The 23,579-nt window shown below is 69.3% G+C and carries 21 protein-coding genes and 2 pseudogenes; 8 read left to right on the top strand and 15 right to left on the bottom strand.

What is annotated here, in order from left to right:
- Positions 1-38: 38 nt before the first annotated feature.
- Together OHA25_RS07000 and OHA25_RS06995 are read right to left on the bottom strand one after the other, a co-directional pair.
- Positions 39-1,082: an ABC transporter ATP-binding protein gene (locus tag OHA25_RS07000; protein ID WP_327590938.1), complete on the bottom strand. Its 1,044-nt coding sequence runs from the start codon at positions 1,080-1,082 to the stop codon at positions 39-41.
- The gene (locus tag OHA25_RS06995; RefSeq protein ID WP_327590937.1) at positions 1,079-1,735 is read right to left on the bottom strand and encodes an ABC transporter permease; all 657 of its coding nucleotides are present in this window, start codon (positions 1,733-1,735) and stop codon (positions 1,079-1,081) included. Before OHA25_RS06995 ends, OHA25_RS07000 begins: the two co-directional genes overlap by 4 nt.
- On the opposite strand from OHA25_RS06995, the gene OHA25_RS06990 reads away from it, so the two are divergent.
- Positions 1,735-1,968, top strand: a complete 234-nt coding sequence (locus OHA25_RS06990; protein WP_327591239.1) for a hypothetical protein — start codon at positions 1,735-1,737, stop codon at positions 1,966-1,968. The two genes, OHA25_RS06995 and OHA25_RS06990, sit on opposite strands and share 1 nt — an antisense overlap.
- Here OHA25_RS06990 and OHA25_RS06985 read toward each other — a convergent pair.
- Positions 1,956-2,357, bottom strand: a pseudogene (locus OHA25_RS06985) (ABC transporter permease); the annotation flags it as partial. The gene OHA25_RS06990 and the pseudogene OHA25_RS06985 overlap by 13 nt on opposite strands.
- Positions 2,358-2,621: 264 nt before the next feature.
- The gene (locus OHA25_RS06980) at positions 2,622-3,680 is read right to left on the bottom strand and encodes an iron ABC transporter substrate-binding protein (protein WP_327586767.1); all 1,059 of its coding nucleotides are present in this window, start codon (positions 3,678-3,680) and stop codon (positions 2,622-2,624) included.
- 586 nt (positions 3,681-4,266) lie between these two features.
- Here OHA25_RS06980 and OHA25_RS06975 point away from each other — a divergent pair.
- Both OHA25_RS06975 and OHA25_RS06970 read left to right on the top strand, forming a co-directional pair.
- Positions 4,267-4,815 (top strand): DUF4956 domain-containing protein, encoded by a 549-nt coding sequence (locus tag OHA25_RS06975; protein WP_327586766.1) that lies wholly within the window; start codon positions 4,267-4,269, stop codon positions 4,813-4,815.
- A 595-nt stretch (positions 4,816-5,410) separates the two neighbouring features.
- Positions 5,411-5,800, top strand: a complete 390-nt coding sequence (locus tag OHA25_RS06970) for a hypothetical protein (protein WP_327586765.1) — start codon at positions 5,411-5,413, stop codon at positions 5,798-5,800.
- Between the two features lie 20 nt (positions 5,801-5,820).
- Here OHA25_RS06970 and OHA25_RS06965 read toward each other — a convergent pair whose 3' ends face one another.
- The 3 genes and pseudogenes from OHA25_RS06965 to OHA25_RS06955 all read right to left on the bottom strand — a co-directional run bounded on the left by OHA25_RS06965 (position 5,821) and on the right by OHA25_RS06955 (position 7,399).
- On the bottom strand, positions 5,821-6,072 hold the full coding sequence (locus tag OHA25_RS06965) for a sigma factor (RefSeq protein ID WP_327586764.1): 252 nt from the start codon (positions 6,070-6,072) through the stop codon (positions 5,821-5,823).
- A gap of 76 nt (positions 6,073-6,148) precedes the next feature.
- A complete protein-coding gene (locus tag OHA25_RS06960) occupies positions 6,149-6,718 on the bottom strand; it encodes a ferritin-like domain-containing protein (protein WP_327586763.1) in 570 nt (189 codons plus the stop codon).
- Positions 6,719-6,745: 27 nt separating this feature from the next.
- Positions 6,746-7,399 (bottom strand): annotated as a pseudogene (locus OHA25_RS06955) (MIP/aquaporin family protein).
- Between the two features lie 283 nt (positions 7,400-7,682).
- On the opposite strand from OHA25_RS06955, the gene OHA25_RS06950 reads away from it, so the two are divergent.
- Complete coding sequence (locus OHA25_RS06950; protein ID WP_327586762.1) at positions 7,683-8,294, top strand: TlpA family protein disulfide reductase; 612 nt, start codon at positions 7,683-7,685, stop codon at positions 8,292-8,294.
- A 65-nt stretch (positions 8,295-8,359) separates the two neighbouring features.
- Positions 8,360-8,506, top strand: a complete 147-nt coding sequence (locus OHA25_RS06945) for a hypothetical protein (protein ID WP_327586761.1) — start codon at positions 8,360-8,362, stop codon at positions 8,504-8,506.
- Between the two features lie 282 nt (positions 8,507-8,788).
- On the opposite strand, the gene OHA25_RS06940 is transcribed toward OHA25_RS06945, so the two are convergent.
- The 5 genes from OHA25_RS06940 to OHA25_RS06920 all read right to left on the bottom strand — a co-directional run bounded on the left by OHA25_RS06940 (position 8,789) and on the right by OHA25_RS06920 (position 12,440).
- A complete protein-coding gene (locus OHA25_RS06940) occupies positions 8,789-9,283 on the bottom strand; it encodes an SRPBCC family protein (RefSeq protein ID WP_327586760.1) in 495 nt (164 codons plus the stop codon).
- A gap of 129 nt (positions 9,284-9,412) precedes the next feature.
- On the bottom strand, positions 9,413-9,751 hold the full coding sequence (locus tag OHA25_RS06935) for an ArsR/SmtB family transcription factor (protein ID WP_327586759.1): 339 nt from the start codon (positions 9,749-9,751) through the stop codon (positions 9,413-9,415).
- Positions 9,748-10,212, bottom strand: coding sequence for an SRPBCC domain-containing protein (locus OHA25_RS06930; protein WP_327586758.1), 465 nt, complete (start codon positions 10,210-10,212; stop codon positions 9,748-9,750). Before OHA25_RS06930 ends, OHA25_RS06935 begins: the two co-directional genes overlap by 4 nt.
- A 328-nt stretch (positions 10,213-10,540) precedes the next feature.
- The gene (locus OHA25_RS06925; protein ID WP_327586757.1) at positions 10,541-10,975 is read right to left on the bottom strand and encodes a GNAT family N-acetyltransferase; all 435 of its coding nucleotides are present in this window, start codon (positions 10,973-10,975) and stop codon (positions 10,541-10,543) included.
- A 70-nt stretch (positions 10,976-11,045) separates the two neighbouring features.
- The gene (locus OHA25_RS06920; protein WP_327586756.1) at positions 11,046-12,440 is read right to left on the bottom strand and encodes an MFS transporter; all 1,395 of its coding nucleotides are present in this window, start codon (positions 12,438-12,440) and stop codon (positions 11,046-11,048) included.
- Positions 12,441-12,528: 88 nt separating this feature from the next.
- On the opposite strand from OHA25_RS06920, the gene OHA25_RS06915 reads away from it, so the two are divergent.
- Positions 12,529-13,143 (top strand): TetR/AcrR family transcriptional regulator, encoded by a 615-nt coding sequence (locus tag OHA25_RS06915; protein ID WP_327586755.1) that lies wholly within the window; start codon positions 12,529-12,531, stop codon positions 13,141-13,143.
- 169 nt (positions 13,144-13,312) lie between these two features.
- The gene (locus OHA25_RS06910; RefSeq protein WP_327586754.1) at positions 13,313-14,530 is read left to right on the top strand and encodes an MFS transporter; all 1,218 of its coding nucleotides are present in this window, start codon (positions 13,313-13,315) and stop codon (positions 14,528-14,530) included.
- 71 nt (positions 14,531-14,601) lie between these two features.
- Here the strand turns inward: OHA25_RS06910 and OHA25_RS06905 are convergent, their stop codons facing one another.
- Both OHA25_RS06905 and OHA25_RS06900 read right to left on the bottom strand, forming a co-directional pair.
- The gene (locus OHA25_RS06905; protein ID WP_327586753.1) at positions 14,602-16,956 is read right to left on the bottom strand and encodes an ExeM/NucH family extracellular endonuclease; all 2,355 of its coding nucleotides are present in this window, start codon (positions 16,954-16,956) and stop codon (positions 14,602-14,604) included.
- Between the two features lie 125 nt (positions 16,957-17,081).
- Positions 17,082-18,338 carry an esterase-like activity of phytase family protein gene (locus tag OHA25_RS06900; protein ID WP_327586752.1) on the bottom strand — a complete coding sequence of 419 codons (1,257 nt, stop codon included), beginning with the start codon at positions 18,336-18,338 and terminating at the stop codon, positions 17,082-17,084.
- 159 nt (positions 18,339-18,497) lie between these two features.
- Here OHA25_RS06900 and OHA25_RS06895 point away from each other — a divergent pair, with 159 nt between their 5' ends.
- Positions 18,498-19,004 carry a hypothetical protein gene (locus OHA25_RS06895; protein WP_327586751.1) on the top strand — a complete coding sequence of 169 codons (507 nt, stop codon included), beginning with the start codon at positions 18,498-18,500 and terminating at the stop codon, positions 19,002-19,004.
- A 168-nt stretch (positions 19,005-19,172) separates the two neighbouring features.
- Here OHA25_RS06895 and OHA25_RS06890 read toward each other — a convergent pair whose 3' ends face one another.
- Positions 19,173-23,435, bottom strand: a complete 4,263-nt coding sequence (locus tag OHA25_RS06890; RefSeq protein ID WP_327586750.1) for a rhamnogalacturonan lyase family protein — start codon at positions 23,433-23,435, stop codon at positions 19,173-19,175.
- Positions 23,436-23,579: the final 144 nt, after the last annotated feature.

Genomic DNA, 23,579 nt, shown 5'->3' with positions numbered 1-23,579 from the left:
TTCCCGTCCCCGCCGTCGTATGCAAGTGCGAAGGCACGTCACTCTGAAGCCGCCAAGGGCCCGGGGTGCAGGGTCGCGACCCCGGTGACTGACACGCCCGCCTCCTCTCCTGGCCGGACCCCGGCGGGGCCGGGCACCCGGACCGCTACCGGTTCGGCCAGGCCGTCCACGGCCACGCGCACCATGGCGTCGTGGCCGTAGAAGCGGACCTCCACCACCGTGCCGGGCGTGCCCGTCTCGTCCAGCACGAGCTGTTCGGGGCGCAGCACGATCACGCCGCCGCCGTGCGCCGGAGCCACCAGCGGGATGTGGCCGAGAGGGGTGTCGGCCACGCTGTCCTCCGCCGTGGCGGGCAGGAACACCGCCTCGCCGACGAACCCCGCCACCCACAGATCGGCCGGCCGCCGGTAGACCTCCTCGGGAGTGCCGCATTGGGCGACCCTGCCGTCCCTGAGTACGGCGACCAGATCGGCGGTGGACAGCGCCTCCTGCTGGTCGTGGGTGACCAGCACTCCGGTGGCGCCCGTGGCCAGCAGCGCGGCGCGCACGTCGGCTCGCACGCCCGCCCGCAGAGCGCTGTCGAGCGCGTTGAACGGCTCGTCCAGGAGCACCAGGTCGGGGGCGGGCGACAGTGCCCGGGCGACCGCGACGCGCTGCTGCTGCCCGCCGGACAACTCGTGCGGCATGCGTTCCTCGTAGCCGGGCAGCCCGACCAGCTCCAGCATCTCACCGGTGCGGCGGCGCCGCTCCGCTCGGCTCGTCCCGGTGAGGCCGAACGCCACGTTGGCCGCCACGCTCAGATGCGGGAACAGGGCGCCCTCCTGCGGGACGATGCCGACACGGCGCCGCTCTGGCGGCAGATGCGTCCCCGGCCCGCACACCACGCGCCCGCCCAGTTCCACGGTGCCGGCGTCGGCGCGCAGGAACCCGGCCACAACCCGCAGCAACGTCGTCTTCCCGCAGCCCGACGGCCCGAGCACGGCGGCCAGCAGTCCAGCGGGGACGGCGAGGTCAAGGTTGTCGAGCACCCGCGTCGGCGGCGCGTAGCTCTTCACCAGTCCGCTGATCTTCAGGTCCGTCACGTGCGTCGCCTTCCGAGCAGGTATGAGGGGATGGCCGCGATCAGGATCAGCACGGCCGCGTACGGCGCCGCCGCGGCGTAGGAGGCGGTGGTCGTCTCGGCCCACAGCCGGGTGGCGAGCGTGTCCGCGCCGGTGGGCCGCAGCAGCAGCGTGGCAGGCAACTCCTTCATGCACACCACGAACGTCAGGGCGGCCCCCGCGGCGATGCCCGGTGCGGCGAGCGGCACGGTGACCCGGCGCAGCACCCGTAGCGGCGGGTCGCCGAGCGAGCGGGCCACGTCCTCCAGAACCGGTGGCGACTGCAGCACGGCGGCGCGGGTGGCGGCCACCGCCACGGGCAGGAACAACACCGCATAGCAGAGTACGAGCAGCGGCAGTTCCTGGTAGAGCGGGTAGGCGTAGCGCACCGCCAGGAACACCATGGCCAGCGCCACAGTGATGCCGGGCACGGCGTGCCCGGCGTATGCGGCCTGCTCCAGCAGGTGGACGAGGCGGCCTCGGTGGCGGGCGGCGAGGATGCCGACGGGAAGGGCGCAGGCCGTGGTAAGCGCCGCGCCGAGGGCGGCCACGGTCAGCGTGGTCCCGGCCGCCTCCAGCAGCCTGCCCGGCTCCCAGGCGCCCGACCGGCCGGCCGTCAGCCAGTAGCCGAGCATTGGCCAGCGGGAAGACCACAGCGGCGGCGGCCACCGCCGAGCACCAGCCGAGCGCGGCCCACCGCAGCCGGCCGAGCCGTGCGCGCGGAGCGGGCCGGGCGGTGCCGCCGCCGGTGCGCGAGTGGCCCGCCCGACCGCGGGTACGCGCCTCGGTCGCGACGAGCAGCACGGTCATCACCACCAGCACGCAGCCGAGCGCGGCGGCCGGGGTGCGGTCGAAGCTGGCCCGGTAGGAGGTGAAGATCGCCCGGGTGAAGGTCTCGTACCTCATGATCGAGACGGCGCCGAAGTCGGACAGCACGTACAGCGCGACCAGCAGGGCCCCGCCGGTCGCGGCCGGGCGCAGCTGCGGCAGCGTGACCCGCCGGAACACACCGAGCGGGCCATGTCCGAGCGAGCGCGCCGCCTCCTCCTGCGCCGGATCGATCCCGCCGAGCGTCGCCGCCACCGGCAGGTAGACGTACGGGTAGCTGACCAGAGTCAGGGCGAGCGCGGCGCCCCAGAACCCGGCCAGGCCCGGCTCGGCGGAGATCCACGCGAACGCCGCGACGTAACTGGGCACGGCCAGCGGCAGCGTGGCCAGCACCGACCAGACGCGCGCGCCCGGCAGCTCGGTCCGCACGGACAGCCAGGCCAGCGAGACGCCCAGCAGCAGGCAGGCGGCGACAACCACGGCGGCGAGCCCGATGCTGCGGGCGAGCAGCTCGAGGGTACGGCCGGTGGCGATCACCTGCCAGGCGTGGGCGGGGCCGCGTTCGAGCGCCCGCACGCCCAGGTAGATCAGCGGCAGCAGGCCGAGCGCCGCCGCGACGCAGGCCCAGCCGACCAAGAGCGGCGGCGGCCTGCGCGCGGCGTCGGAGGATGACCTGTGTGCGGACACGCCGGGTCAGACCATCCCGGCTTCCTGGAGCATCACCAGCGTCTCCTGCAGCGAGGACAGCTTGCTGAGGTCGATCTTCGGCGCGTCGATGGACTCCAGCGGCGGCAGGCCCTCGACCGTGCTGGTAACGCCGGCGGCCAGCGGGTATTCCTTGGTCTCGTCGGCGAAGTAGGTCTGCGCTTCGGCCGAGAGCAGGTAGTCGACCGCCTTGCCGGCCGCGGCCTCCTGGTCGGAGCCCTTGATGACGCCGACGCCGGCCACGTTGACGAGTGCGCCGGGGTCGCCCTTGGCCGGGAAGTGCAGCTTGGCGGTCATCTTGTCGGCGCCGACCTCGGCGGCCTTCTCGAACCAGTAGTAGTGGTTGATCAGGCCTAGGGAGATCTCGCCGGAGTCGACGGCGTCGAGGATGGCGCCGTTCTTCTCGTACACCTTGGGGTCGTTGGCCTTGAAGTCGCGCAGCCACGTGCGGGTGGCCTCGTCGCCGTCCAGGACGCGCATGCCGGTGACGAAGGCCTGGAAGGAGGCGTTCGTCGGAGCGTAGCCCACCTTGCCCTTCCACTCCGGCTTGGTGAGGTCACGTACGCTGTCGGGAGCCTTGGCGGCCTTGTCCGGGTTGTAGGCGATGACGCGGGCCCGGCCCGACAGACCGACCCAGGTGCCGTCCTGGGCGCGGTAGGCCTGGCCGACCTTGTCCAGGGACTGCTGTGGCAGCGGCTCCAGGCGGCCCTGCTGGCCGAGGGCGCCGAGCGCGCCCGCGTCCTGCGACAGGAACAGGTCAGCCTGCGTCTTGTCGCCCTCCTCCAGCAGTTGCCCGGCGAGCTCGGCGCTGTCGCCGTAGCGGACCTCGACCTTGCTTCCCGTAGATCGTTCCAGCTTCTCCAGTAGTGGTGAGATCAAGGCTTCGTCGCGTCCGGAATAGATGACGAGCGTGGAGCTCTGCGGGGCGGCCGTGGCCGTGGCACCGGCGTCCGCCTGTTGGCTGCCTTGGTCGCCGCAGGCGGCCACGAGTGGAGCGAGAAGCGTGGCGGCCGCGAGGGCGGCGAGCCGGGTGTTGATGGTGGCCATGAGATGTCCCTCTCGTCTTCTGCAAGCATCTCATGATTAGGTGTGCCTAACCTAAGTGTCAACGGCTGTGTCCGACATGAGACCGGAGTTGACCAGGCCTGATAGTCGCCGCCGGTCTTGTCCCAGGCTGGCGCCGAGAGACCCGGCCGGGCCCGCGTGCGGTGCTGGCTCCGGGCGCTGGCCGCGGCGACAACGCCATCGCGGTGTGCGGAATCCCGGATGGAGTGGTCCAGCGACAGCGCGATCGTCACACAGCAGGAGATCGGTCGGCGGCCGGAGCCTGTCTTCGATCTTGTGCCCTGCTTCTGATCAAGGGCGTGCTTCTCACCATCGCCTAACGAAAGCCCAAGATCGCTTCAATGCCCGATGTCGATCGTTGAGCCCATGACCACAGTGACGGCCACGTCGGCCGGCCTCCCCAAACCCCACCGCGAAGGGATGCCCCCGGTCATGGATGCGGCCGATCACGATCGGGCTGCGCCCGCCCGGACGGGATCCGGCCCGACCGCCAGCAAACTGCCTCCCTGATCCGGCACAGCGCCGGAGCCCGCGAAGACGGCGGTCTGCCTCGGACGAAGGAAATCCCATGAACCAGCTGATGATCATAGCCACCGACCTCGCCGCCGTCGCCGTGCTGACCTTCGGCGTCTACTTCCCGCGCCACCACCGCCGCGACCTGGTAATCGCCTTTCTGGGCGTGAACGTCGGCGTGCTCGCGGTGTCGATGGTGCTCAGCTCCTCGACGGTGGGGCTTGGCCTGGGGCTCGGCCTGTTCGGGGTCCCGTCGATCATCAGGCTGCGCTCGGACGAGACGGCCGCGTCGTCAACCTGTCGATCAAGCAGCTCGACCTGGTCAACGACACCACCCTGGCCGAGGTCCGCTACGTGGCCGGCTACGCGCAGGTTCCGCAGGCGGGCGTACGTCCACGAGGTGCTGGCCAACGCCCTGATCCACCCCGCCCGACTCCGGTTCGTCCCCGTGCTGATGTCATCCAACAGGCTCGACTGGAGGTCCACGTCGGCGGGCGGCCGTCCGGACAGCAGGCTCGGCGGCATCAACCCGAAGACCCTGGGGATCTCCCCGTACGGCTCGACCTCGCCGGTGAGCGCTCCCACGGCGTCCGGTGTCTCATGACGCTGGTAGGACTCGGCGGCGCGCTGTAACAGATGACGTATCCGACGGCCGTCCTGATGAGCGGTGGCGGCCTTTTGATCGTTTGTTAGCCATTCGTTAGTGGGAACGGCCGCGACCAGGTGACATGGATCAGTCCGAACAGATACCCAATGTCATCGCCTTGATCTTGGATTTTCGTTCCCTTGAACAAGGCGGATCATGCACACGACTCCGCGAACAGCATTGTGGCGGCGCCCCGCTGCTGTGCGGCGATCGTGCCCACGCTCAGGTTGTAGGCGGGATCGTGCGCGCTTTGGCCCGCTCCCCGGCGACGCACGCGCGGAAGACGGTCTCCATCAGCGGTGCCGTCTGGGCGGCGAGGGCGAGCACGACGCGTCAGCGCCGCGGGCAGTCCCGATGCCGGTCCGTTCGCCCGTTGGATCCCCCGCCCAGGTTGGGGTGAGGATAGCCACCAGCCACGGTGAAGCGGTGCATGGAGATGAGATCTAACCAGGTTTAGATGGCATCGGCGTTCGGCGGGGTTTTGGCGGAGCCAATGGCGCACCTACCATGAAAGTGGTGATGGTGTCAAGGCACCTATCGGGGGAGAGCTGCCATGAACATCTACACCGTAGAACTCAAGAACCAGCCCGGCGAGCTGGCCCATGTGTGCGAGGTGCTCGGTCGTGCCGGGGTCAACATCGAGTTGGCCGGGGCGACCTCAGGCGACCACGGGATCGTCTACTTTGCCGCGTCGGACGAATCGGGCGCGGCTGCGGCCCTGGAGGGAGCCGGCATCGAGTTCAGAACGCACCCGGCGCTCAGGGTGACCTTCCCCGATCAGCCTGGTGAGGCGGCCAAGTTCGCGCGCAAACTGGCGAACGCCAACATCAACGCGGAGTGGTTGCTGCCCGTGTCGATATGCCAGGGCGAGGTCGCGTTCGCGCTGTGCGTCGACGAGCTCGACGAGGCACGGGCCACGCTGGGTGATCAGGTCTCCGGGTAGAGTCTGAGTTCATACCGGGTTCACACGGCAACTTCTTTGGGCGGCTGAAACGCGGCGGGCAGGCGCTCGCGCCGCTCGGCGGCCCGCAGACAGGCCATGGTCGCGACCTTGTGGAGCCAGTGGTGTAGCGGCGCCCGGCCCGCGTAGCCGCCCAGGCCGCGCCAAGCCCGCAGCAGCGTCTCCTGCACCACCTCCTCGGCCTGGTCGATCGAGCCAAGCATGCGATAACAATGCAGGTGCAGGGCCCGCCGTACGGCGTGTGGCGCGATCAAGGCGTCGAAGGCAGTGTGATCATCGCCCCGCGCGGCGGCACGCGCGACTACTTCGACGCCATCCGGCCGATAAGGGTCACGCAGTTGGTTCGGTTCCCTCGGGCGTAGTGGTCAGACGGGTGAGGAAGGGCGAGCGGCCTCGGAAGCCGCGGTGGAAGCGCCCAGGTGGCCCTGTGCCGAGGAACTCTTCCAGCCATGCCTGGTGTTCGATCTTCTCGTTGCGGATCGCCTGGGCCAGGAGATAAGTGCGCTGGTCTTTGCCTTCGGTGAGGTCACGCAGACCGTCATAGGGATGGATGGCGCGTCGTACCTCTTCGATGAGTGCCGTGACCGGATCCTGCGCGTCGGCGGAGCCGTCCTCCGGCGCTGCATGCCCGCCTTCCAGGAACTGCCGGATGCCGTCGGGGAGGCTTCCGTCCAGTTCGTAGATGCGGCCCACGAGCGCGTCGAAGTGGTGTCGATCCTCATCGCGGATGTCCTTGAGGATCTGGCGTAGTTCCTCATCGGCGAAACCGAGCGGATGGGCGGTCAGGATCGTGTAGCGGTAGACGGCGCTCAGCTCCGCTGTGGCGGCGGAGGTGAGCCGGTTGATCAGGATGTTCACATCGAGGCCCGCTTGCTCGACGACTTCGCGCGCGCTGATCATGTCGGCTCCAGGGTCGGCTGCGGGCGGTCAGTTTGCGGAGGGTTCCAGCAGGGCGCGTTCCTTGGGGTTGAGCGCGAGGAAGGCCACCCCGGCCAGGGCGCCGCCCGCCAGGTCGGCCAGGAGCCAGATCCAGATCTTGGACCAGGCGAACAGCCCCATCCAGGCGGCACCGACGGCGACGGCCGGGTTGAACGCGCCACCGGAGATGCCGCCGACCGCGAATGCGCCGGCCGCCACGGTGAATCCGATGGCCAGGCCGTAGAAGCTGTTGCCCGGATGGTCCCTGCTGGTGGCCGCGTTCAGCACCACGTACGCGAGCGCGAACGTGAACAGCGCCTCGGCCAGCAGCGCGACCCCCAGTTCCCGCCCCGTGGGCGACAGTACCGGCACGCTGCCGGGATTGACCATCTAGGTGGCGGTCAGCGCGGCGATGACGCCTGCGGCCAGCTGGACGATCCAGTACGGGACGGCGTCGGCCAGGCTGATCCGGCCGCGGAGCAGCACGGCCAGGGTCACGGCGGGATTGTAGTGGGCGCCGGAGATATGTCCTCCGGCGTACACCATGACCATCAGGATCGCGCCGATGGCCACGGGTGCCAGGGGCGTCTTCGTCAAGACCGTGGCACCGATCGTGAGAACCAGAAAGAAGGTTCCGATGAACTCCGTGATGTAGCGGCGCATGGATTGTCCTCTCCGCTTGTGGACCGAGACCGATCACGCACTGCGGCAGCGCATCCAGATCGTGCCATGAGCCTCGGGCTCTGGAGATTGCGGGCTTCTTACGGACGTTTACGGCTCTTTACGGCTCGCCGAACCGGATATGAGGGCTCTTGCCGGATGGCCCGGCATCCGCTGTTGATGCGCGCGCTCAATAACCCGCCCCAGGCGCCGATCGGGTTTGATGGCTGTCACCGTCATTGGGCTGTAAGAAGTGACGTAGAGCAGCGCTTCTAGGGTGGATGACATGTTCCCAGTACGAACGGCGGCTGCCGCGGCGACACTTGCCCTGCTGGCGGCCGGGTGTGGTGGGCCAGGACAGGGCGAGGCGGCGAGGGTCACCACGTCGGCCTCTGCGACCGCCACCATGACCTCCGCGCCGACGGCGTCCCCCTCGATCTCCGTAACGCCCGAGCCGACCGCGTCGCAGGAGACGGCGAGCAAAGGTTCCGTGCCCGCCACGCTGGAGTTCTCCGCCCGGACGCTGGACGGTGAGACCTTCCAGGGGGCGAGCCTGGCCGGCAAGCCCGTGGTCTTCTGGTTCTGGGCGCCGTGGTGTCCCAAGTGCATGTCCGAGGCGCCGCACGTCAAGGCCGCCGCCGCCCAGTACGGCGACGTCGCCTTCGTCGGAGTGGCCGGGCTGGACACCGAGGCGGCGATGAAGGAGTTCGTCCAGCGCACCAAGACGGAGAACTTCCCCCATCTCTCGGACGAGAAGGGAGCCGTGTGGACGAAGCTGGGCGTCAGCCAGCAGTCCACGTTCGTGTTCATGAAGCCGGACGGCACCACCGCCAAGGCGTCCGGACCGCTCGGCAAGGAGCAGCTGGACGAGCTCGTCCGCGCGCTGCGCGACGGATGACGGCGGGTGCCCGGACCCTTCGATGGAGCAGTGGCGCCCGGACCCCGCGGCTGGGGAGCGCCCGCGTGAGCTCCGCCGACCTCCCGCTCGCCCTGGCGCTCACCGCCGGGACCGTGGCCGCGTTCAACCCGTGCGGCTTCGCCATGCTGCCCGCCTATCGCGCTGGAACTCGAGGCCGTGAGCAAGCGCCACGGCACCACCGCGGCACATGACGGATGCGGATGTGGCGGCGGGCAGAACGTCCCTGTCGACCAGAAATGCGACAACCGGAGTCGGGTTCAAGTTGTGGGAGACCGCTGTTTTCCATCGCTCCCACCGGAACTGGTCACTCATCACCGTCATGACCAGGCGACTCAACGCAAGTAGCCGCGCACCCCGCTGGACGAAGCGGAATGCCCTAACGCGGCTGGGTGGCCCGGGGCCACCCAGCCGCAGCTCGGTTGCAGTGGTAGGAGGAGACACGCCCTTCGGTGGGGCGCCTGCCCAGCCGCCGGTCACCATGGGTCGGGCAGGCCCTCTCCCGTGGTGATCAGGCTGCGCAGGCTGCCGTTGACGTAGTGCAGCCAGGCCGTGGAGCACGCGCCGAAGCACTCGACGTCCGGCATCAGGCCGATGTGTGTGAACCTCAGCTCAGTGCCGCCGGTCGCGGGGACGATGTCGAACACGATCTCGGTTCCGGTCCACTCGCCCGGCTCCGAAATGAAGGACAGGTGGCTGTCGGTTACCCGCCAGACCACGCGGCGGCCCGGCTCGAGCTCGACCACGCGCTGAAGGCTGTAGTGCTGGGGCGGGTGCCGGTAGGTGAACTCGGCACCCAGCTCGTCGGCACGCCCCTCGATCTGGCCCGTCCACCAGGCGCGGACGTCCAGGATGGCGGCGAAAACCTCCTCCGGTGACTGCTCGACCTGGTACGACGTCGAGTAGCCGCGCTCGGTGCGCGCCGTGCTTGCTGTGCTCATCTCTTGGCTGCCCTGTGATTGTGTCGTCATGAGTGATCGGATCCTTATCTCTTCGTGTCCATGGATTGAGTGGTTGCGGGTGTGCGCCCGCATCCGGGTGCGGTTGATCAGCGCCGCCACGGATGAGGCGGCGTTCGGTCGTGTGCGGGTCGTGCGGGGTCAGCCCTGCTGGCTGCGCTGGATCGCTTCGGCGATCTGCTTGATGTGCTGCAGCCGGGCATCCCAGGCTGCCCCGACCGACGACATCTGCTTGACCGCGCGGGCGAGGCGGGGCTCGTCCACCTGGTAGCGGCGCTTGCGTCCGGACGGGGCCGCGTGGACGAGCCCGACCCGCTCCAGTACGCGCAGGTGCTTGGTGACGGCCTGCCGGGTGACCGGCAGTTGCTCGCTGAGCGAGGTCGCCGTCCCGCCGCCCGCGTCCAACAGCAGGTCGAGCATCCGCCGCCGGGTCGGGTCCCCCAACGCCGACCAGAGATCGTCGTCGACCGTGTCGCTCACGCCACCGACACCTGCCGGGCGGCGTACGTGACAAGGCGGGGCAGGAACCGGTCCCAGCCGGTGACGTGATCGCGGTGGCACTGCTCGCGCTCAGCCGGCTCCGGGAACCTCTCCGTGAACCCGGTCTCGGTGAAGCGCAGCAGTGTGCCGGTGCCCGACGGGGCGAGTTCGAAGGTCACCAGGAGCGAGTTGGCCGGTGCCGCGGTCTGGCCCTCGTCGTAGACCCAGCGGAAGGCGAACCGCCGGGGCGGGTCGGCCTCCACCACTGTGAGCGGCGCGACCTTCGCGTCCGGGGTGGACGTGTCGCCGAAGGCGACGAACCCGGTGGCGCCGGGTGCCGGCGTGAGCTCGGCCTCGTCCGGCCACCACTGCTGCAGATGCTCGGGCGTGCTGATGACCTTGTAGACCACCTCGGGCGTGGCCTCGATACGCAACTCCCGCTCGATGCTCGCGTGCTCCATGGCGTGCTCCCATCATGCGCAACCTTTGGTTGCGCATGACTGTAGGGCAATCGCCGAGCATGCGCAACCAAAGGTTGCATTCAGCTTGGCGCTGCCCTGCGGCCGTCGCGCATTCGCGCTGACGGCCGACCGGACCCGCCAAACTCACGACCCGAGCAGCGCCGGGGGTGACTCGGCCGCTGTCCCGGTTCCAGATCTGTCCGTGGCCGCCGTCGAGACCTTTCGCCGGCTCTGGCGGGGCGAACCTTACGAGGCCGGATCGCCGTACCGCGTCTATCCACAGCCGGTACAGGCGGACATCCCGCGGCTGTCGTGCGGGCCGGGCGGGCTACTTGGGTTGCCAGCGGCCGATCTTCTTGGTGACGAGGGCGGCGCCGATCCGCGTGTAGAAGCGTTGCGCGGCTACGTTGGCCTCGGCGACCTCCCAGCGGATCAGCTTGCCCTCGGCGGCTTCGGCGGCGGCACGCATGAGTTGTTCTCCCACGCCGCGACCGCGTTCCGTGCCGGCCACGTACAGATCGTCCAGCGCGAGGTAGTCCTCACCGGACCAGAAGCTGACGCGTTGCAGCCAGGAGACGTAGCCGATGGCCTGCCCGTCCTGCTCGGCGATGAGGTAGGTGACCTCGGGACGGGTCAGTAGCTGCTTCAGGTCGCTGACGCTCACGGTGACGGCCCAGGCTTGGTCCTGGCTCTCGGCCAGTCCACGGATGAGGTCGTGCACGGTGGCGGCGTCATCGGGCGTAGCACGGCGGATTTCTATCATGGTGGACCTTCCAGGTAAGGGTCATAAGGCTGGGGTGCCGGGCGGGCTGGACGCGCCCGCTTGGCACCGGTCATGAAGGTGAGGAAGCGACCTGGTCGGTGGGTCTCGGACGGCCGGGTGTCACCAGGGCAGCGATGACGATGCCGGCTGCCGCTGCGATGGCGGCCACGGTGAACCCGCTGGCGAAGCCGCTCAGCGTGTTCCCGACCAGGCTCGCGGCGGCGACGCTCGAGACGACCGCGGCGCCGAGAGAGGCGCCGAACTCGTGGAAGGTGCTCACGATGCCGGACGCGACTCCCGCCTCATGGGCTGCCACCTGGCCGAGCGCGGTCGCCGAGGCGACGACGAACATCGCGCCGGTGCCGGAGGCCGCGACGGACACACCGATCACGACGCTGACGGGATGCATCGACAGGGCCGGTACGGCCATGCCGACCGCCGCAACCGCAAGGCCCGCGACGGCCAGGACGCGTCCACCCCACCGGCCGATCAGGCGGCCGGTCAGGTTGGCCCCCAGCATCGTGGCCACCGCCACCGGCAGGAACAGCAGGCCTGTCTGCAACGCGTCGTATCCCTGAGCCTGCTGGAAGTAGAAGGTGCCGAGGAAGAACACCGCGATCATCAGGGCCGTCGCCATCAGGATGAGGAACGCGCCCGTCGCTACGGGCCGCCGTACCAGCAGCCGGACGTCCATCAGAGGCGAGCGCGCCCGCCTCTGCCACACGACGAACAGCGTGTACCCCACGGCCGCGGCCAGGACGAGCCAGCCCGTGAGCCGGGTGAGCCACCCGCGCTCTCCGGCGGCGATGAGAGCGTAGGTCAGTGACGCGGTCGCAGACGTTACAAGGATCGCGCCGAGAACGTCGAGCCGCGGCCGCTGGGCGGACCATGGTTGCTGCTTCGGCACCAGTACGGCGAGCACCACGGCGATCACCAGCCCGATGGGCACGTTGACGTAGAAGACCCATGACCACCCGGGTCCCGCGGTGAGCAGGCCGCCGAGCAGGACCCCGAGGGCGGCTCCACCTCCGCCGAGCGCGGACCAGACGCCCAGCGCCCGGTTCCGCTCCTCCCCGTCGAACAGGGCCACCACCAGGGACAGCGCCGCGGGGGACAGCAGGGCGGCGCCGACTCCTTGCGCGATGCGGCCGCCCACCAGCATGGCCGCGGATTCCGCTAAGCCTGTGGTCAGCGATGCCGCGGTGAAGAGCAGGAGCCCGGTCAGCATGACCTGCTTGGCACCTACCAGATCGGCGATCCGGCCGCCGAGCAGCATCAGCCCGCCGAAGGCGAGCGTGTAGGCGCTGACCGTCCAGGTCAGCGCCTCGCGGCTGAGCCCGAGTTCCGTCTCGATGTGGGGCAGCGCGATGGCGACGACGGTGACGTCGAGGATCAGCATGAGTTGCGCCACCCCCAGAAGGCCGAGGATGCGCCAGCGCGCGGGGTGAATCGCTGGTCGGTTCATGATGTCTCCTTCCTCTAACTCGTATGTCCATATACGAGCTTTGCCGTCACTATAACTCGTATATGCGCATACGCGTTAGGGTGGTGACATGGCTGAGCCCTCCGTGCGCCCCAAGCGCCGCGCCGATGCCGAGCGCAGCATCGCCCGCATCGTGGCCGCGGCTCGCAAGCTGCTGAGTTCGGACCCGAACGCGAAGACGGACGACATCGCGAAGGCTGCCGGCGTGGGGCGGATGACCCTGTATGGGCACTTCGCCACCCGAGCCGAGCTCGTCGATGCGGCACTCATGGAGGCGCTGAGGGTCGGCGACGCGATCCTGTCGTCGGTCGATCTGTCCGGAAACGCCCGTGAGGCCATGAGCCGCCTGCTGGCGTCGAGCTGGCAGGTCGTGGCCGAGTCTGCGGCGCTGCTGTCGGCGGCCGAGGAAGTCCTTCCCGCGGGGCGGGTCCGTGATCTGCACGAGGAGCCCGTCCGGCGCATGACCGAGCTCATCCGCCGCGGCCAGGAGCAAGGTGTGTTCCGGACCGACCTGCCCACAACGTGGCTGGTCAACCTCGTCCACTACATCCTGCATGGAGCGGCTTCCGAGGTGCGCGCGGGGCGCTTGGACCCGGAGGAGGCCGCAGACGTGGTGACCAAATCCGTGCAATCAGTGTTGAGCGTCCCCCGCAGCGAACATCCGGCCATCAACGTCGGGGTCTGAGCAGAGCGGCGAGCTCGGTGTCGACGGCTTCGGCGGCGTAGGGGGCGGCGTCCGGGGTGATCGGGCGCCGCACCCCACGGCGGCACCGAGGCGACCACAGAGCGCGTTGATGCAAAAACGCGTTGCCGTAGATGTTCTCGAACCGTATGGTTTTGCGCTCGTGGTCACAATGGTGGAGCGAGTCCTGCCTGCCCGGCTGGGGACAGGGTTCCGGTGGTTGCTGGCCTCGAGCTGGCTGACAAATCTCGGTGATGGGGTCGCGGCCGCGGCGGGCCCGCTGCTGATCGCGACGTTGACTCGCGACCCGCTGATGATTTCGCTGTCGGCCCTGGTGGGCTGGGCGCCGCCGCTGCTGTTCGGCCTGTATGCGGGCGTGCTGTCGGATCGGTACAACCGGCGCAGGATCGTGCTCGTCGCGAACGCGGTGCGGGCCGTGGTGCTGGCGGCGCTCGTCGCGCTCGTGGTGACCGGCACCGTGACCGTGGCGACGGCGCTGCTGGCGCTCACGCTCCGGTCCGTCGCCGAGGTGTTCGCCGACAACGCGACGGCCACGCTGACTCCCATGATGGTCGGCAAGGACGATCTCGTCATCGCCAACGCCCGCCTGGGCACGGGGTTCATCACGCTCAACCAGCTCGCCGGGCCGCCGATCGGCGCGGCACTGTTCGGCCTGGGCTTGACCTGGCCGTTCGCGGGTCAGCTGCTCCTGGTGGTGGCGGGGATCGTCCTGGTCTCCCGGATCACGTTGCCGCCGCACGGCCGACAGGCCGACGATCTCAGGCCTAATGCCGTACGGGAACTGATCGCCGGGTTCAGCTGGACCATCCGGCACGCGGCGATCCGCACGCTGGCGCTCACCATCCTGATCTTCAACTTCACGTTCGGCGCGGCCTGGTCGGTTCTCGTCCTCTACACCCAGGAGCAGCTCGGCCTCGGCGCCCTGGGCTTCGGCCTGATGACCACCATCGGCGGGATCGGCGGCTTGATCGGCACCGGCCTGTACGGGGCCATCACCCGCAGGGTGAGCCTCGGCGCCCTGATGCGCATCGGACTCATCATCGAAACGCTCACTCACCTGGGCTTGGCCCTGACCCATTCGCCCTGGGTCGCCGGGGGCATCTTCCTGGCCTTCGGCGCGCACGCGTTCATCTGGGGCACGACCTCGGTCACCGTCCGCCAGCGCGCGGTCCCGCGCGAACTCCAGGGTCGGGTGGGCAGCGTCAACACCGTCTGCGTCTACGCCGGCCTGGTGGTCGGCTCGTTGATCGGCGGTGTCCTGGCCGCCCGCTTCGGTGTCGCGGCACCCTTCTGGTTCGCCTTCGCCGGCTCCGCGGTGTTCGTGGTGCTGCTGTGGCGGCAGCTCATGCTCATCGCCCACGACGACTGAGATGTTCGGTCCTCGGCGGGTCACCGGCTGCCGTGGCCGCGACAGGGGTGCCGCCGCGGCCACGTGTGGGTTCAGAGCTTCAGGCCCACCAGCAGCGGGTCGTGGTCGGAGGAGCGGAACGGGTCGGGCGCGTACAGGTAGGGCGGGTTGTACTCGGTGTTGTAGTCCATGAACCTGCCCTCGTCGGCGTTGACGTGCCAGATGGTGGCGCCGGTCACCAGCTTGCGCGCGCCCTTGTCGGCCAGCGCATGGTCGAGCTCACCGGACAGGGCGTCGAAGACGTAGCTGTAGCGGTCGTCCTTCTTGATGTACTTCTTGCTCAGGCTGGTCAGCCCGGCGTCCTCGAAGGCGTGGATCGGGTCCTCCTCGCCGTAGGCGTTGATGTCGCCGAGGACGAGCGCGTTCTTCAACCTGAGGTGGCCGATCAGGGCCAGCACTGCCTTGGCCTGCTTGACTCGCTTGGCGTTGTAGCAGCTCTGACCGTCGCCCTGGTCGGCGTCGTCCCCGGAGGCCGGACCGTCGACGTCGGTGCAGCCCTTGGACTTGAAGTGGTTCACCAGCACCGTGAACGTCTCGCCCGTCCCGTCGGCCTTGCCGAAGGTCTGCACCAGCGGCGGCCGGTTGAAGAGGGGATCGGACGACGACCGCGCCGGGCCGATCGGGGTGACCTTGCCCGGCTGATAGATCAGCGCGGTCTGGATGAGGTCGGTGCCCGGGTCGGGGTGCGTGATCGCCTTGTACGTGCCCGCGCCGGCCTTGGCGTTGAGCGCGTCGACCAGGGCGTTGAGCGCCACGTCGTTGTTGCGTTCGACCTCCATCAGCCCGGCCACGGCGGGGTTGAGGGTCGTGATGGTGGCGACCAGCTTGGCGAGCTGGCGGTCCCGCTCGGCGGCGGTGGTGGCGCCGCGGGAGCCGAGCGTGGTGAACCAGTTGAGGGTGTTGAGGCTGGCCACCTGGACGTTGCCGCCGACCTTCGCCGGCCTGGTGGGACGGGGGTTGTCCGCGGTGAAGACCACAGGCTCGGTCGGCTGGACGCGGTAGACGTCGAAGCCGTAGGTGAGGATGCCGGTCAGGTCCTCCACCTCGTCGCCGAGCCGGACTGTGTTCGAGCCCTTCGTCTGGTACGGCAGCGTGGGCGGGTTCTGCACGCTGGAGCCGTCATCGAGCAGGATCGTGCGCCGGGCATCCTTGTCGGTGTTCACGCCCTTGCGGTCGGTCGGCTGCCACAGCCGGCTGCCCGCGGCGAGGGTGATCTCGCCGTACCGGGCCAGGTTGTAGGTCTCGGAGACGGCGAGGTCGGTGCGGAAGGTCACGAGCATGCTCTCGTAGCGCTCGAAGCCGACGCCGTTCTCGAGTGGCAGCTTCACCTTGGTCGGCTTGGTCGTGCCGGTGCCGCAGACGTTCACCGCGGTGGCCGGCGAGATCTCGGTGAGGCCGTTGTACTCGATCGTCTTGCCGGAGACGAGCACCCGGTCGCCGGTCTTGACCGGCGTGGAGGAGTACACGAACAGGCCTTCGGAGGTCGCCGGGTCGGCGTCCGGCCGGGCGGCCTGGAGGTAAAAGCCGCCGAGCCTGCCCGAGCCCTGGAAGGAGCCGGTGACGATGCCCTCGACCCGGACGTTCTGGCCCTGGACCGGGCTGGTCTCGCCGCTGCCCTGCACCTGTGCGATCTGGTGTGTAGGCGGGGTGTCGCAGCTCTCGGTGGGCGTGGGGGTCGGCGTCACGGTCGGTGTGGCCGTCGGGGACGGGGACGGGTCGCCGCCACCGCACGGGGTGGCGGTGGTGGCGCTGTTGCGTGGTGCGGGAGCCGCGGTCTCGAAGTCGGCGCCGTTGTCGTCGGTGTCGGCGCAGCCCCCGCTCTTGCGGAACGCGCCGGTGGTGTTGGTGAGTGCGGGGGCAGGGGAGCCCTCGAAGAAGTTCGCGCCGCCGTACCCGACCAGGTCCGCGAGGAGCGCGAGCTGTTCGTCGGAGCAGGGGGCGGAGGAGCCGTTGCAGGCCAGGCCGTCGGCCGAGCGGACGAGTGCCACCTTGCCCGCGGTGCCGCTCATGTTGATGGAGCCGACGCTGTCGGGCTGGGGGAGCGCGCCGCTGGGGTTGGTGCCCGCCGCGAGCTGTACGAGGTGGTACTGGCCGGGGGCGAGGGTGCCAGAGAGGGTGGTCTTGTTGGCGGCGAAGTTCCCGGTGCCGCCGGCGCTGGTGTACTGCACGGACCAGCCGTCCAGCGGCACGGGTGCGCCGCTTCGGTTGAACAGCTCGACGTAGTCGTTCGATAACGGGGCGCCCGAGTTGCCGCCTCCGCCGTACACCTGACTGATGACCACGGTTCCGGGGACCGCGGCCACGGAGGGTGAGGAAAGGGCGGCGATCGAGCCGACGAGGACGCCGGCCGTCACGAGGATCGCCTGGATCCGGGACCTAGCATGCATGCCGGGCAGCGTAAACCGACAAAAGCTGAATGCACTGTATTAAGCATGGACAGGTCATGAAATTTCAGACCATAACCAGGCCTTGAGAGCACGCCGCAGGTGGTGCGGCCGCAGAGTCCGGGCTGTCAGTGGAGCGGGCGTGGGAGGCGGATGGTGACGATCCGGCTGGACACGCCGCTGCTCACCAGTCGGCCGTCTGCGCCGAACGCGCCGACCCCGAAGTCGTTGTCGTTGGCGACGACGAGCGTGCGCGGGTCGAGCAGGGCGATACCCTCGACCTTGCCGGGCAGCGTGGGGGCGACCTCGGACAGGTCGGCGACGAGCGACTTGGCCGGGAGCTTGACGGCCGGCGGGTTGGTCAACGCCTCCAGTGACGGCGTGGCGGCCGGGTCGTCGAATGGTCCGGCCAGCAGGTTGGTCGCCTTCGCCAGGTCGATCTGGTAGATCCGGGCGACGTTGTCGGTACGCTCGTCGACCAGCAGCCGGCGGCCGCTCACGTGCGCCAGGCCAGAGATCTTCATCTCGCTCTGGTCGCCGTTCGCCTTCGGGTCGAAGGCAGTGACGTCCTCGAATCGGTAGGCGTACTCTCCGGTCACCTTCTCGGCCCGGATGCTGAAGGTGAGGATGCGGGCGATGCGAGAGGATTTGGCCGTCTTGGTGTCCGGGTTCGCCAGCGGGCTCTGCACCGCGAGGTAGAGGGTGTCGCCGTCGATCGCCAGCCCCTCGAAGCCGCGGTTCTGCTGACGGGAGGCGAGAATGGCCGGCAGCGTCTCCTTGACCGGGTAGTCGGCGCCGGTGAGCTTGAGCCCCTTCGGAACGTGCCGTGCCAGCACCCGGCCCCGCTCGGAGACGCGCAGCAGCGACGGGCCGTACTCGTCGACCAGCCAGAAGTCGCCGCGCGAGGTGCGCACGATCTCCTCGGTGTCCACCCCGCTCGGGTTGTACGGCAGCGCGGTCCGGCCGTTCCAGGTGTAAGGCTTCTCGTCGTGGCCGGCCTGGTTGCTCAACCCGGTGATCGGCCTGCCGGAGCTGCCGACCAGCGGCACGTACTTCTTGATCTCGACGCCGAACCGGGTCGCCACCTGCACGATCGCCGGATCGAACTCGGGGATCGCGAACGTGCGGCGCTTCTCCCCGTCCACCGTGACCTGCCCGTTGGGCCCCCGGTCGGTGACCATCCAGTAGTCGCCGCGGCGCTCGGCCGGGAACAGGCCGCTGCCGACCCCGCCCAACTCGACCCCGCGATCGTCGACGATGGACCCCTGCAGGTCGCCCAAGGGGACGGGCGGAATCCTCACATCCTTGACAACCACGGGCCGCTGCGCAGGCTCGGCCGAGGCGGCGTGCGGAACGGCGATCGTCGTGGCGGCAGCGATCGCCAAACCCGCGAGGATGCGACGGTGCATGGCCTGGCCTTTCATCGGCGATCACGAGCACCCCAACGCTATTGACCTCAAACGACCACATATTGAAGCGCCGATGAACCCTGACCGTCAGGCCCAGGAGATGCGAAATGCGCTGAAACCTTACGATGGCCGGTCATGGGAACGGATTGGGTGCCGGCGTTGGTACGCGACGGCACCGACCCCGCCGAGCTCCAGCAGGTGGCCCGCACCCATGCCACCCTCAGCCACGCACTCCGTACGCAGGGCAGGAATGACGACGCCTTGCGGATGTGGAGGGAAGTGGACGAGCGGCTGCGCGGCTTGCTGGTCCTCGACACCGACGCGGATGGCGGGTGGCCGAGTCACCGGGTGGCCGTCATCGGTGACAATCCCCTGTTCCCGCCCGAGTGGCGCCGGGCCGCCTGGTCGACGCTGCTGCCGGACCGGCTGGCGGCCTGGTCGGCCCGATGGCGGCACTGGTACGACGCGGTCATGGACGGCCAGTTCCGTCACTACCTGCACCGGCTGCGCACCTGGGAGGCGAGCCGGGAGCTTGCGCATTTCCAGACCGAGCTGATTGCGGCAGCGCGCGCCACCGAGGGCCGGACGAACGCCTGGACCCGCAAACCCGTATTCCTGGAGGCCCGGCAGCGGAGGCTGTGACAGAGCACTCCGCTCTGGTGGAGCAGGTCGCCCGCGCGTTCAGCCGTACGGTGCCGGGCCCCTTCAAGGGCAACTCCCGCTGGTCGCCGGCCGGAGAAGAGCCCGTGCCCGATACGTGTGGTGCCGGACCTCGGTCCGGCACCACAGCGGAGATCCTCCGGGTACGGGCTAGCGCGCCCGCGTGTAGGAGATGCGCGGTGCCTCCGGGGCGGTCATGCCGTTCCCGATGAAGAAGCCCGCCTGCGGCGGCTGGTTGTAGCCGACGTTCTGCCACGCCACCGAGAGCCGGTAGACCGGGTCGTGCATCAGCGTGGGGATTCTGAGGTCGGTCACGTCGACGGTCGTGTAGAGGCGCAGCTTGGTGCTGTCCTGGGACCGCCAGATGATCTCCTCTCGCCAGTCGCCGACCAGGTCGGCCTGGAGCGTCGGCGTCCCCTTGGTGGAGTTGTTCGAGTAGGTGCCCTCCGCGCGGAGGATCTCCTTGCTCGTCGTGCCGTCCCACTTGGAGATCGTGCCCACGCCGACGCCCTTGGCCTGGTCATAGGTGTGGTCGACGATCTCGCGCAGCGGGTCGCCGTCCCACCAGGCGAGGAAGTTCGCCGCCGGGATCGACTGCCCGAGCAGCTCGCCGGAGGCGGAACGCAGCTCACCCTGCCTGGAGTTCCATTCGCCCGTCGCGGTGACCGCCCATGCCTCGGCGCCCGGGTGCTTGGCGTCGATGTCGGCGGAAGCGGCGCGGCCGGTGTCCTTCGTGGCGGGCATCGACCACAGGACCTCGCCGGTGTCGGCGTCCCTGAAGGTGGCGCCGCGGTTGCCGCTGGAGCCCATGTCCTCGTGGGCCGCGAACACCTCGTAGCCGGGCCGGCTCGGGTCCAGGTCGGTGACGTGCAGCGCGTCGCCGTGACCCAGGCGGGTGCTGTACAGGCCCTCGCCGTCGTCGTCGACGGCCATCGAGCCGAAGACGATCTCGTCCTTCTGGTCGCCGTCGAGGTCCAGGACGGACAGGTTGTGGTTGCCCTGGCCCGCGTACGCACTGTTGCCGGGGGTGTTCGAGTCGAAGACCCACCGCTGCTTCAGGTCCTTGCCGTCGAAGTCGTAGGCGGCCAGGACGGTACGCGTGTAGTAACCGCGGCTGAAGACCACCGACGGGTGCTCGCCGTCGAGGTAGGCGACGGCCGCGAGGAACCGGTCCACGCGGTTGCCGTACGCGTCGCCCCACGCCGCCACGTCGCCGCGCGGCGGGGTGTAGTCGACGGTGTCGACCGCCTTGCCGGTGTTCCCTTCGAAGACCGTCAGGTACTCGGGACCCGACAGCACGTACCCGCTGGAATTGCGGTAGTCCCTGCTGGGGTTGCCGAGGACGGTGCCCGCGCCGTCGACGGTGCCGTCGGCGGTCTTCATGACCACCTCCGACCTGCCGTCGCCGTCGAGGTCGTAGACCATCAGCTGGGTGTAGTGGGCTCCCGCACGGATGTTCCTGCCGAGCGAGATCCGCCACTTCCGCTTGCCGGCCATCGTGTACGCGTCCACGTAGACGAGCCCGGTGTAGCCGGCCTGGGAGTTGTCCTTGGCGTTGCTCGGGTTCCAGATGAGGACCAGGTCGAGCTCGCCGTCGCCGTCCAGGTCGCCGACCGAGGCGTCGCCCGCGCTGTAGGTGTGGGGCTGGCCGTCCTTGGTGTAGTCGTCGGCCGGCTTGTCCAGCGGGATCTCCGTGTACGGCTGACTCCACACCCCGAACTCGGCCGTCGGGTCGCCGCCCACGGGGACCACCCGATAGACGGATTGTGCCGTCCCCTCAGGGTCGAGGTGGTTCGTGGCGCCCGTGACCTCCTTGATCTTCTTTCCGTCGCGCCAGATCTCGAACGCCTGGCCGGGGTCGTCCAGTCCGAGCAGCCGCCACCCGAGGTAGACGCCCGAGCCGGTGGAGACGGCGACCGGCGCCCGGTTCAGGCGCTCCATCTGCCGCTTCAGCTTGGCGGCCGCCCGCGAGGCGGTCGACGGCGAGGGCTCGGAGGCGCCGCCCCTGTTGACGGCCACGATCCGGTAGTGGAAGGGGACTGTCGTGAGCACCTCGCTGTCGGTGAACGACGGCTCCTGCGTGCTCCCGATCAGCTTGTACGGCCCCTCCGCCAGCTCGGCCCGCTGCACCCGGTACAGCAGTGCGCCCTCGACTCCGCTCCAGCGCAGCTCCACGCTGTTCTTCTCCACCTGGCCGAGACGGGGCGCCTGCGGCGCGGCCGGCGGCGTCACCGAGGAATCCACGGTGGCGACCTTGACCGCGGCCGAGGGCACCGACTCGTCTCCGGCGGGGTCGAGTGCGGTCACCGTGTAGTCGTAGCGGGAGCCGATCTGGGCAGTCTTGTCGGTGTAGGAGGTTTCCGTCACCTTGCCGAGCAGGGTGGGCTTCACGTCGCCCTCCTCGGCCCGGAAGATCCGGTAGCCGGCCGCTCCGTCCGTCGCGGTCCAGCTCAGCGGCACGCTGGCGATGATCCCGTCGAAGGCGACCGTTCCGGCGGCCAGGCCCTCGGGGGCGGTCAGGATCGGGGTGATCTCCAGGCCGTTGAGGTGGGCGGTGGTGCCCGACACGACGACGTTCAGTTGCCCGTCGGTGACCTTGATCCCGGAGATGGCGGTGGTGCCGACGCTCCTGCTGCCGGAGACGGCGACGGCGGTGCCGCCCTCGGCGGAGATGTTCGTCCGCGCGGTGCCCAGCAGGTCGCCCACGTACGCCTTCAGGCCGTACAGGCCGTTCGGCACGTCCACCTTGAACTCGTAGGAGCCGCCGAAGTAGGCCACGAAGTCCCTGCCGAGGTCGTCCAGCGCGCTGCCGCGGTCCCGGTCGATCATGTTCGCGGAATTGGTGATCCCGAAGCCCTTCTCAGGCGTGTAGATCGTCGCCCGCGTGACCTGGGTGTACCCGGCGGCGACCGGCCCGGTGGCGGGCCCGAAGTCGTACTTGTACAGGGCCCGCTTGGTGGTGATCGTCACGGGGTCGGACGGCTCGGAGTCGCCGCGCCCGTTCACCGCCACCACGCGGAACTCGTACGTCTTGCCCTCCGCCAGGCCCGAGACCGAGGCCTGCGGGATCGCCGAGGTGGTGGCCAGGGCGCCGTCGCGGAGCACTTTGTAGACATCCGCGGACTCGGTGGCGTCCCACTTCAGCACGGCGCCCGCGTTCGAGATGCCGCCCGCGACCAGGCCGGTGGGCTTGGCGGGGACGGCGGCGGGCGGCTCGATCTCCCGCACCTGTCCCGACAGCGGCAGGCCCAGCGCCTTCACGCCGCCCGCGACCAGGCGCGCCATCTGGATGGCGCCGTACTCCTGGAAGTGGGTGTTGTCGGTGGCGCCGCTCGGCCAGGCGCCGTAGACCCCCGCGGGGACGTGCAGGAACACCGACTTGGCCGCCTCGGGGCCGATGCCGTCCAGGTATTCCCTGCTCAGGGTGGACAGGTCGACCAGCGCGACATTCTCCTCCTGGGCCAGCTCCTTCATCTTCGCCACGTACTCGGGGAAGGAGACGTTGAACTTTCCGGTCGTGGCGTTGTAGTCCAGGCGGGAGACGGGCGTGACGAGGATCGGGGTCGCGCCGCGCTGCTTGGCGCCGTTGACGTAGACCTTCAGGTATTCCTTGTAGTCCGCGGGGGAGGCGTACCGGTCGGGGACGCTGACCGTCGCGTCGTTGTGCCCGAACTGGACGAAGAAGTAGTCGCCGGGCCTGATGGCCCGCAGGACCGTGTCGAGGCGGCCCTGGGTGATGAAGTTCTTGGAGCTGCGGCCGCCGATGGCGTGGTTGTCGAAGGCGACGCCGGTGCTGAAGAACTGCTCGATCATCTGACCCCACCCGGCCTCGGGCGCCCAGTACGGGTCATAGGTCTGGACGGTCGAGTCGCCCGCGATGTAGGCGGTCGGGATCGTTCCGGGGGTGCGGTCGGCCTGCCGTGTGATCACCAGTGAGTTGATCTTGGGGGCGGTCCCGGAGAAGGCGAAGTCCAGCTTCCCGTCCACCAGGGCGATGCCGAAGGACATCTCCAGGTACTGGCCGGCCGCCTTGGCGGTCTGCTGCACCTTGGTCATCGACTCGACCGTGATGGCGAGGTCTGTCGCCTCGGTGGCGTCACCGGCGATGAGTGCGACGGTGTAGTCGCCGTTGGGCAGGTCGACGCTGAAGGTGGCGCCGCCGGTGGCGACGAAGTCGGATCGGAGCGCGTCGCCGGTGGCTCTGTCGGCCGAGGTCACACCTGAGGTGTCGGCGAAGCCGTATCCCTGGGTGGAGCTGTAGGCGGTGGTCTCGGTGACGCGGGTGTAGCCGTCCTGAAGAGCGCTGTCGGAAGTGCCGAAGTCGAAGGCACGGTCAGCGTCGCCGGCGTGGGCCTGGGTCGGCGTTAGCGTTAACAAGCCCAGGACGAGGGCAATGGCCGCGGTCTTGCGCATGGGGCGTCCATTCGGGGTGGTGCTTGGGGGATGTTTGAGGTTTCGGCGCTATTGAATCGTTTTAATAGAAGGTCCGAAACTAGTGTGATCGGAAACTCACACGGATGTCAACGGGGAGGTGATCACACCCCTGGGGTCCGCCCA

Source organism: Nonomuraea sp. NBC_00507 (genome assembly GCF_036013525.1).
Lineage (GTDB): Bacteria > Actinomycetota > Actinomycetes > Streptosporangiales > Streptosporangiaceae > Nonomuraea.
Note: the sequence above shows the minus strand (reverse complement) of the source record. Positions and strands in the feature narration are given on the sequence as shown.

Coding starts and splice junctions, on each gene's coding strand:
- OHA25_RS06960 (WP_327586763.1), bottom strand. CDS start 6,718: ATGATCAGCGCGCGCGAAGTCGTCGAGCAAGCGGGCCTCGATGTGAAC.
- OHA25_RS06940 (WP_327586760.1), bottom strand. CDS start 9,283: ATGACGACACAATCACAGGGCAGCCAAGAGATGAGCACAGCAAGCACG.
- OHA25_RS06925 (WP_327586757.1), bottom strand. CDS start 10,975: ATGATAGAAATCCGCCGTGCTACGCCCGATGACGCCGCCACCGTGCAC.
- OHA25_RS06895 (WP_327586751.1), top strand. CDS start 18,498: ATGGGAACGGATTGGGTGCCGGCGTTGGTACGCGACGGCACCGACCCC.
- OHA25_RS06950 (WP_327586762.1), top strand. CDS start 7,683: ATGTTCCCAGTACGAACGGCGGCTGCCGCGGCGACACTTGCCCTGCTG.
- OHA25_RS06980 (WP_327586767.1), bottom strand. CDS start 3,680: ATGGCCACCATCAACACCCGGCTCGCCGCCCTCGCGGCCGCCACGCTT.
- OHA25_RS06915 (WP_327586755.1), top strand. CDS start 12,529: ATGGCTGAGCCCTCCGTGCGCCCCAAGCGCCGCGCCGATGCCGAGCGC.
- OHA25_RS06920 (WP_327586756.1), bottom strand. CDS start 12,440: ATGAACCGACCAGCGATTCACCCCGCGCGCTGGCGCATCCTCGGCCTT.
- OHA25_RS06995 (WP_327590937.1), bottom strand. CDS start 1,735: ATGCTCGGCTACTGGCTGACGGCCGGCCGGTCGGGCGCCTGGGAGCCG.
- OHA25_RS06930 (WP_327586758.1), bottom strand. CDS start 10,212: ATGGAGCACGCGAGCATCGAGCGGGAGTTGCGTATCGAGGCCACGCCC.
- OHA25_RS06975 (WP_327586766.1), top strand. CDS start 4,267: ATGAACCAGCTGATGATCATAGCCACCGACCTCGCCGCCGTCGCCGTG.
- OHA25_RS06910 (WP_327586754.1), top strand. CDS start 13,313: ATGGTGGAGCGAGTCCTGCCTGCCCGGCTGGGGACAGGGTTCCGGTGG.
- OHA25_RS06890 (WP_327586750.1), bottom strand. CDS start 23,435: ATGCGCAAGACCGCGGCCATTGCCCTCGTCCTGGGCTTGTTAACGCTA.
- OHA25_RS06905 (WP_327586753.1), bottom strand. CDS start 16,956: ATGCATGCTAGGTCCCGGATCCAGGCGATCCTCGTGACGGCCGGCGTC.
- OHA25_RS06970 (WP_327586765.1), top strand. CDS start 5,411: ATGAACATCTACACCGTAGAACTCAAGAACCAGCCCGGCGAGCTGGCC.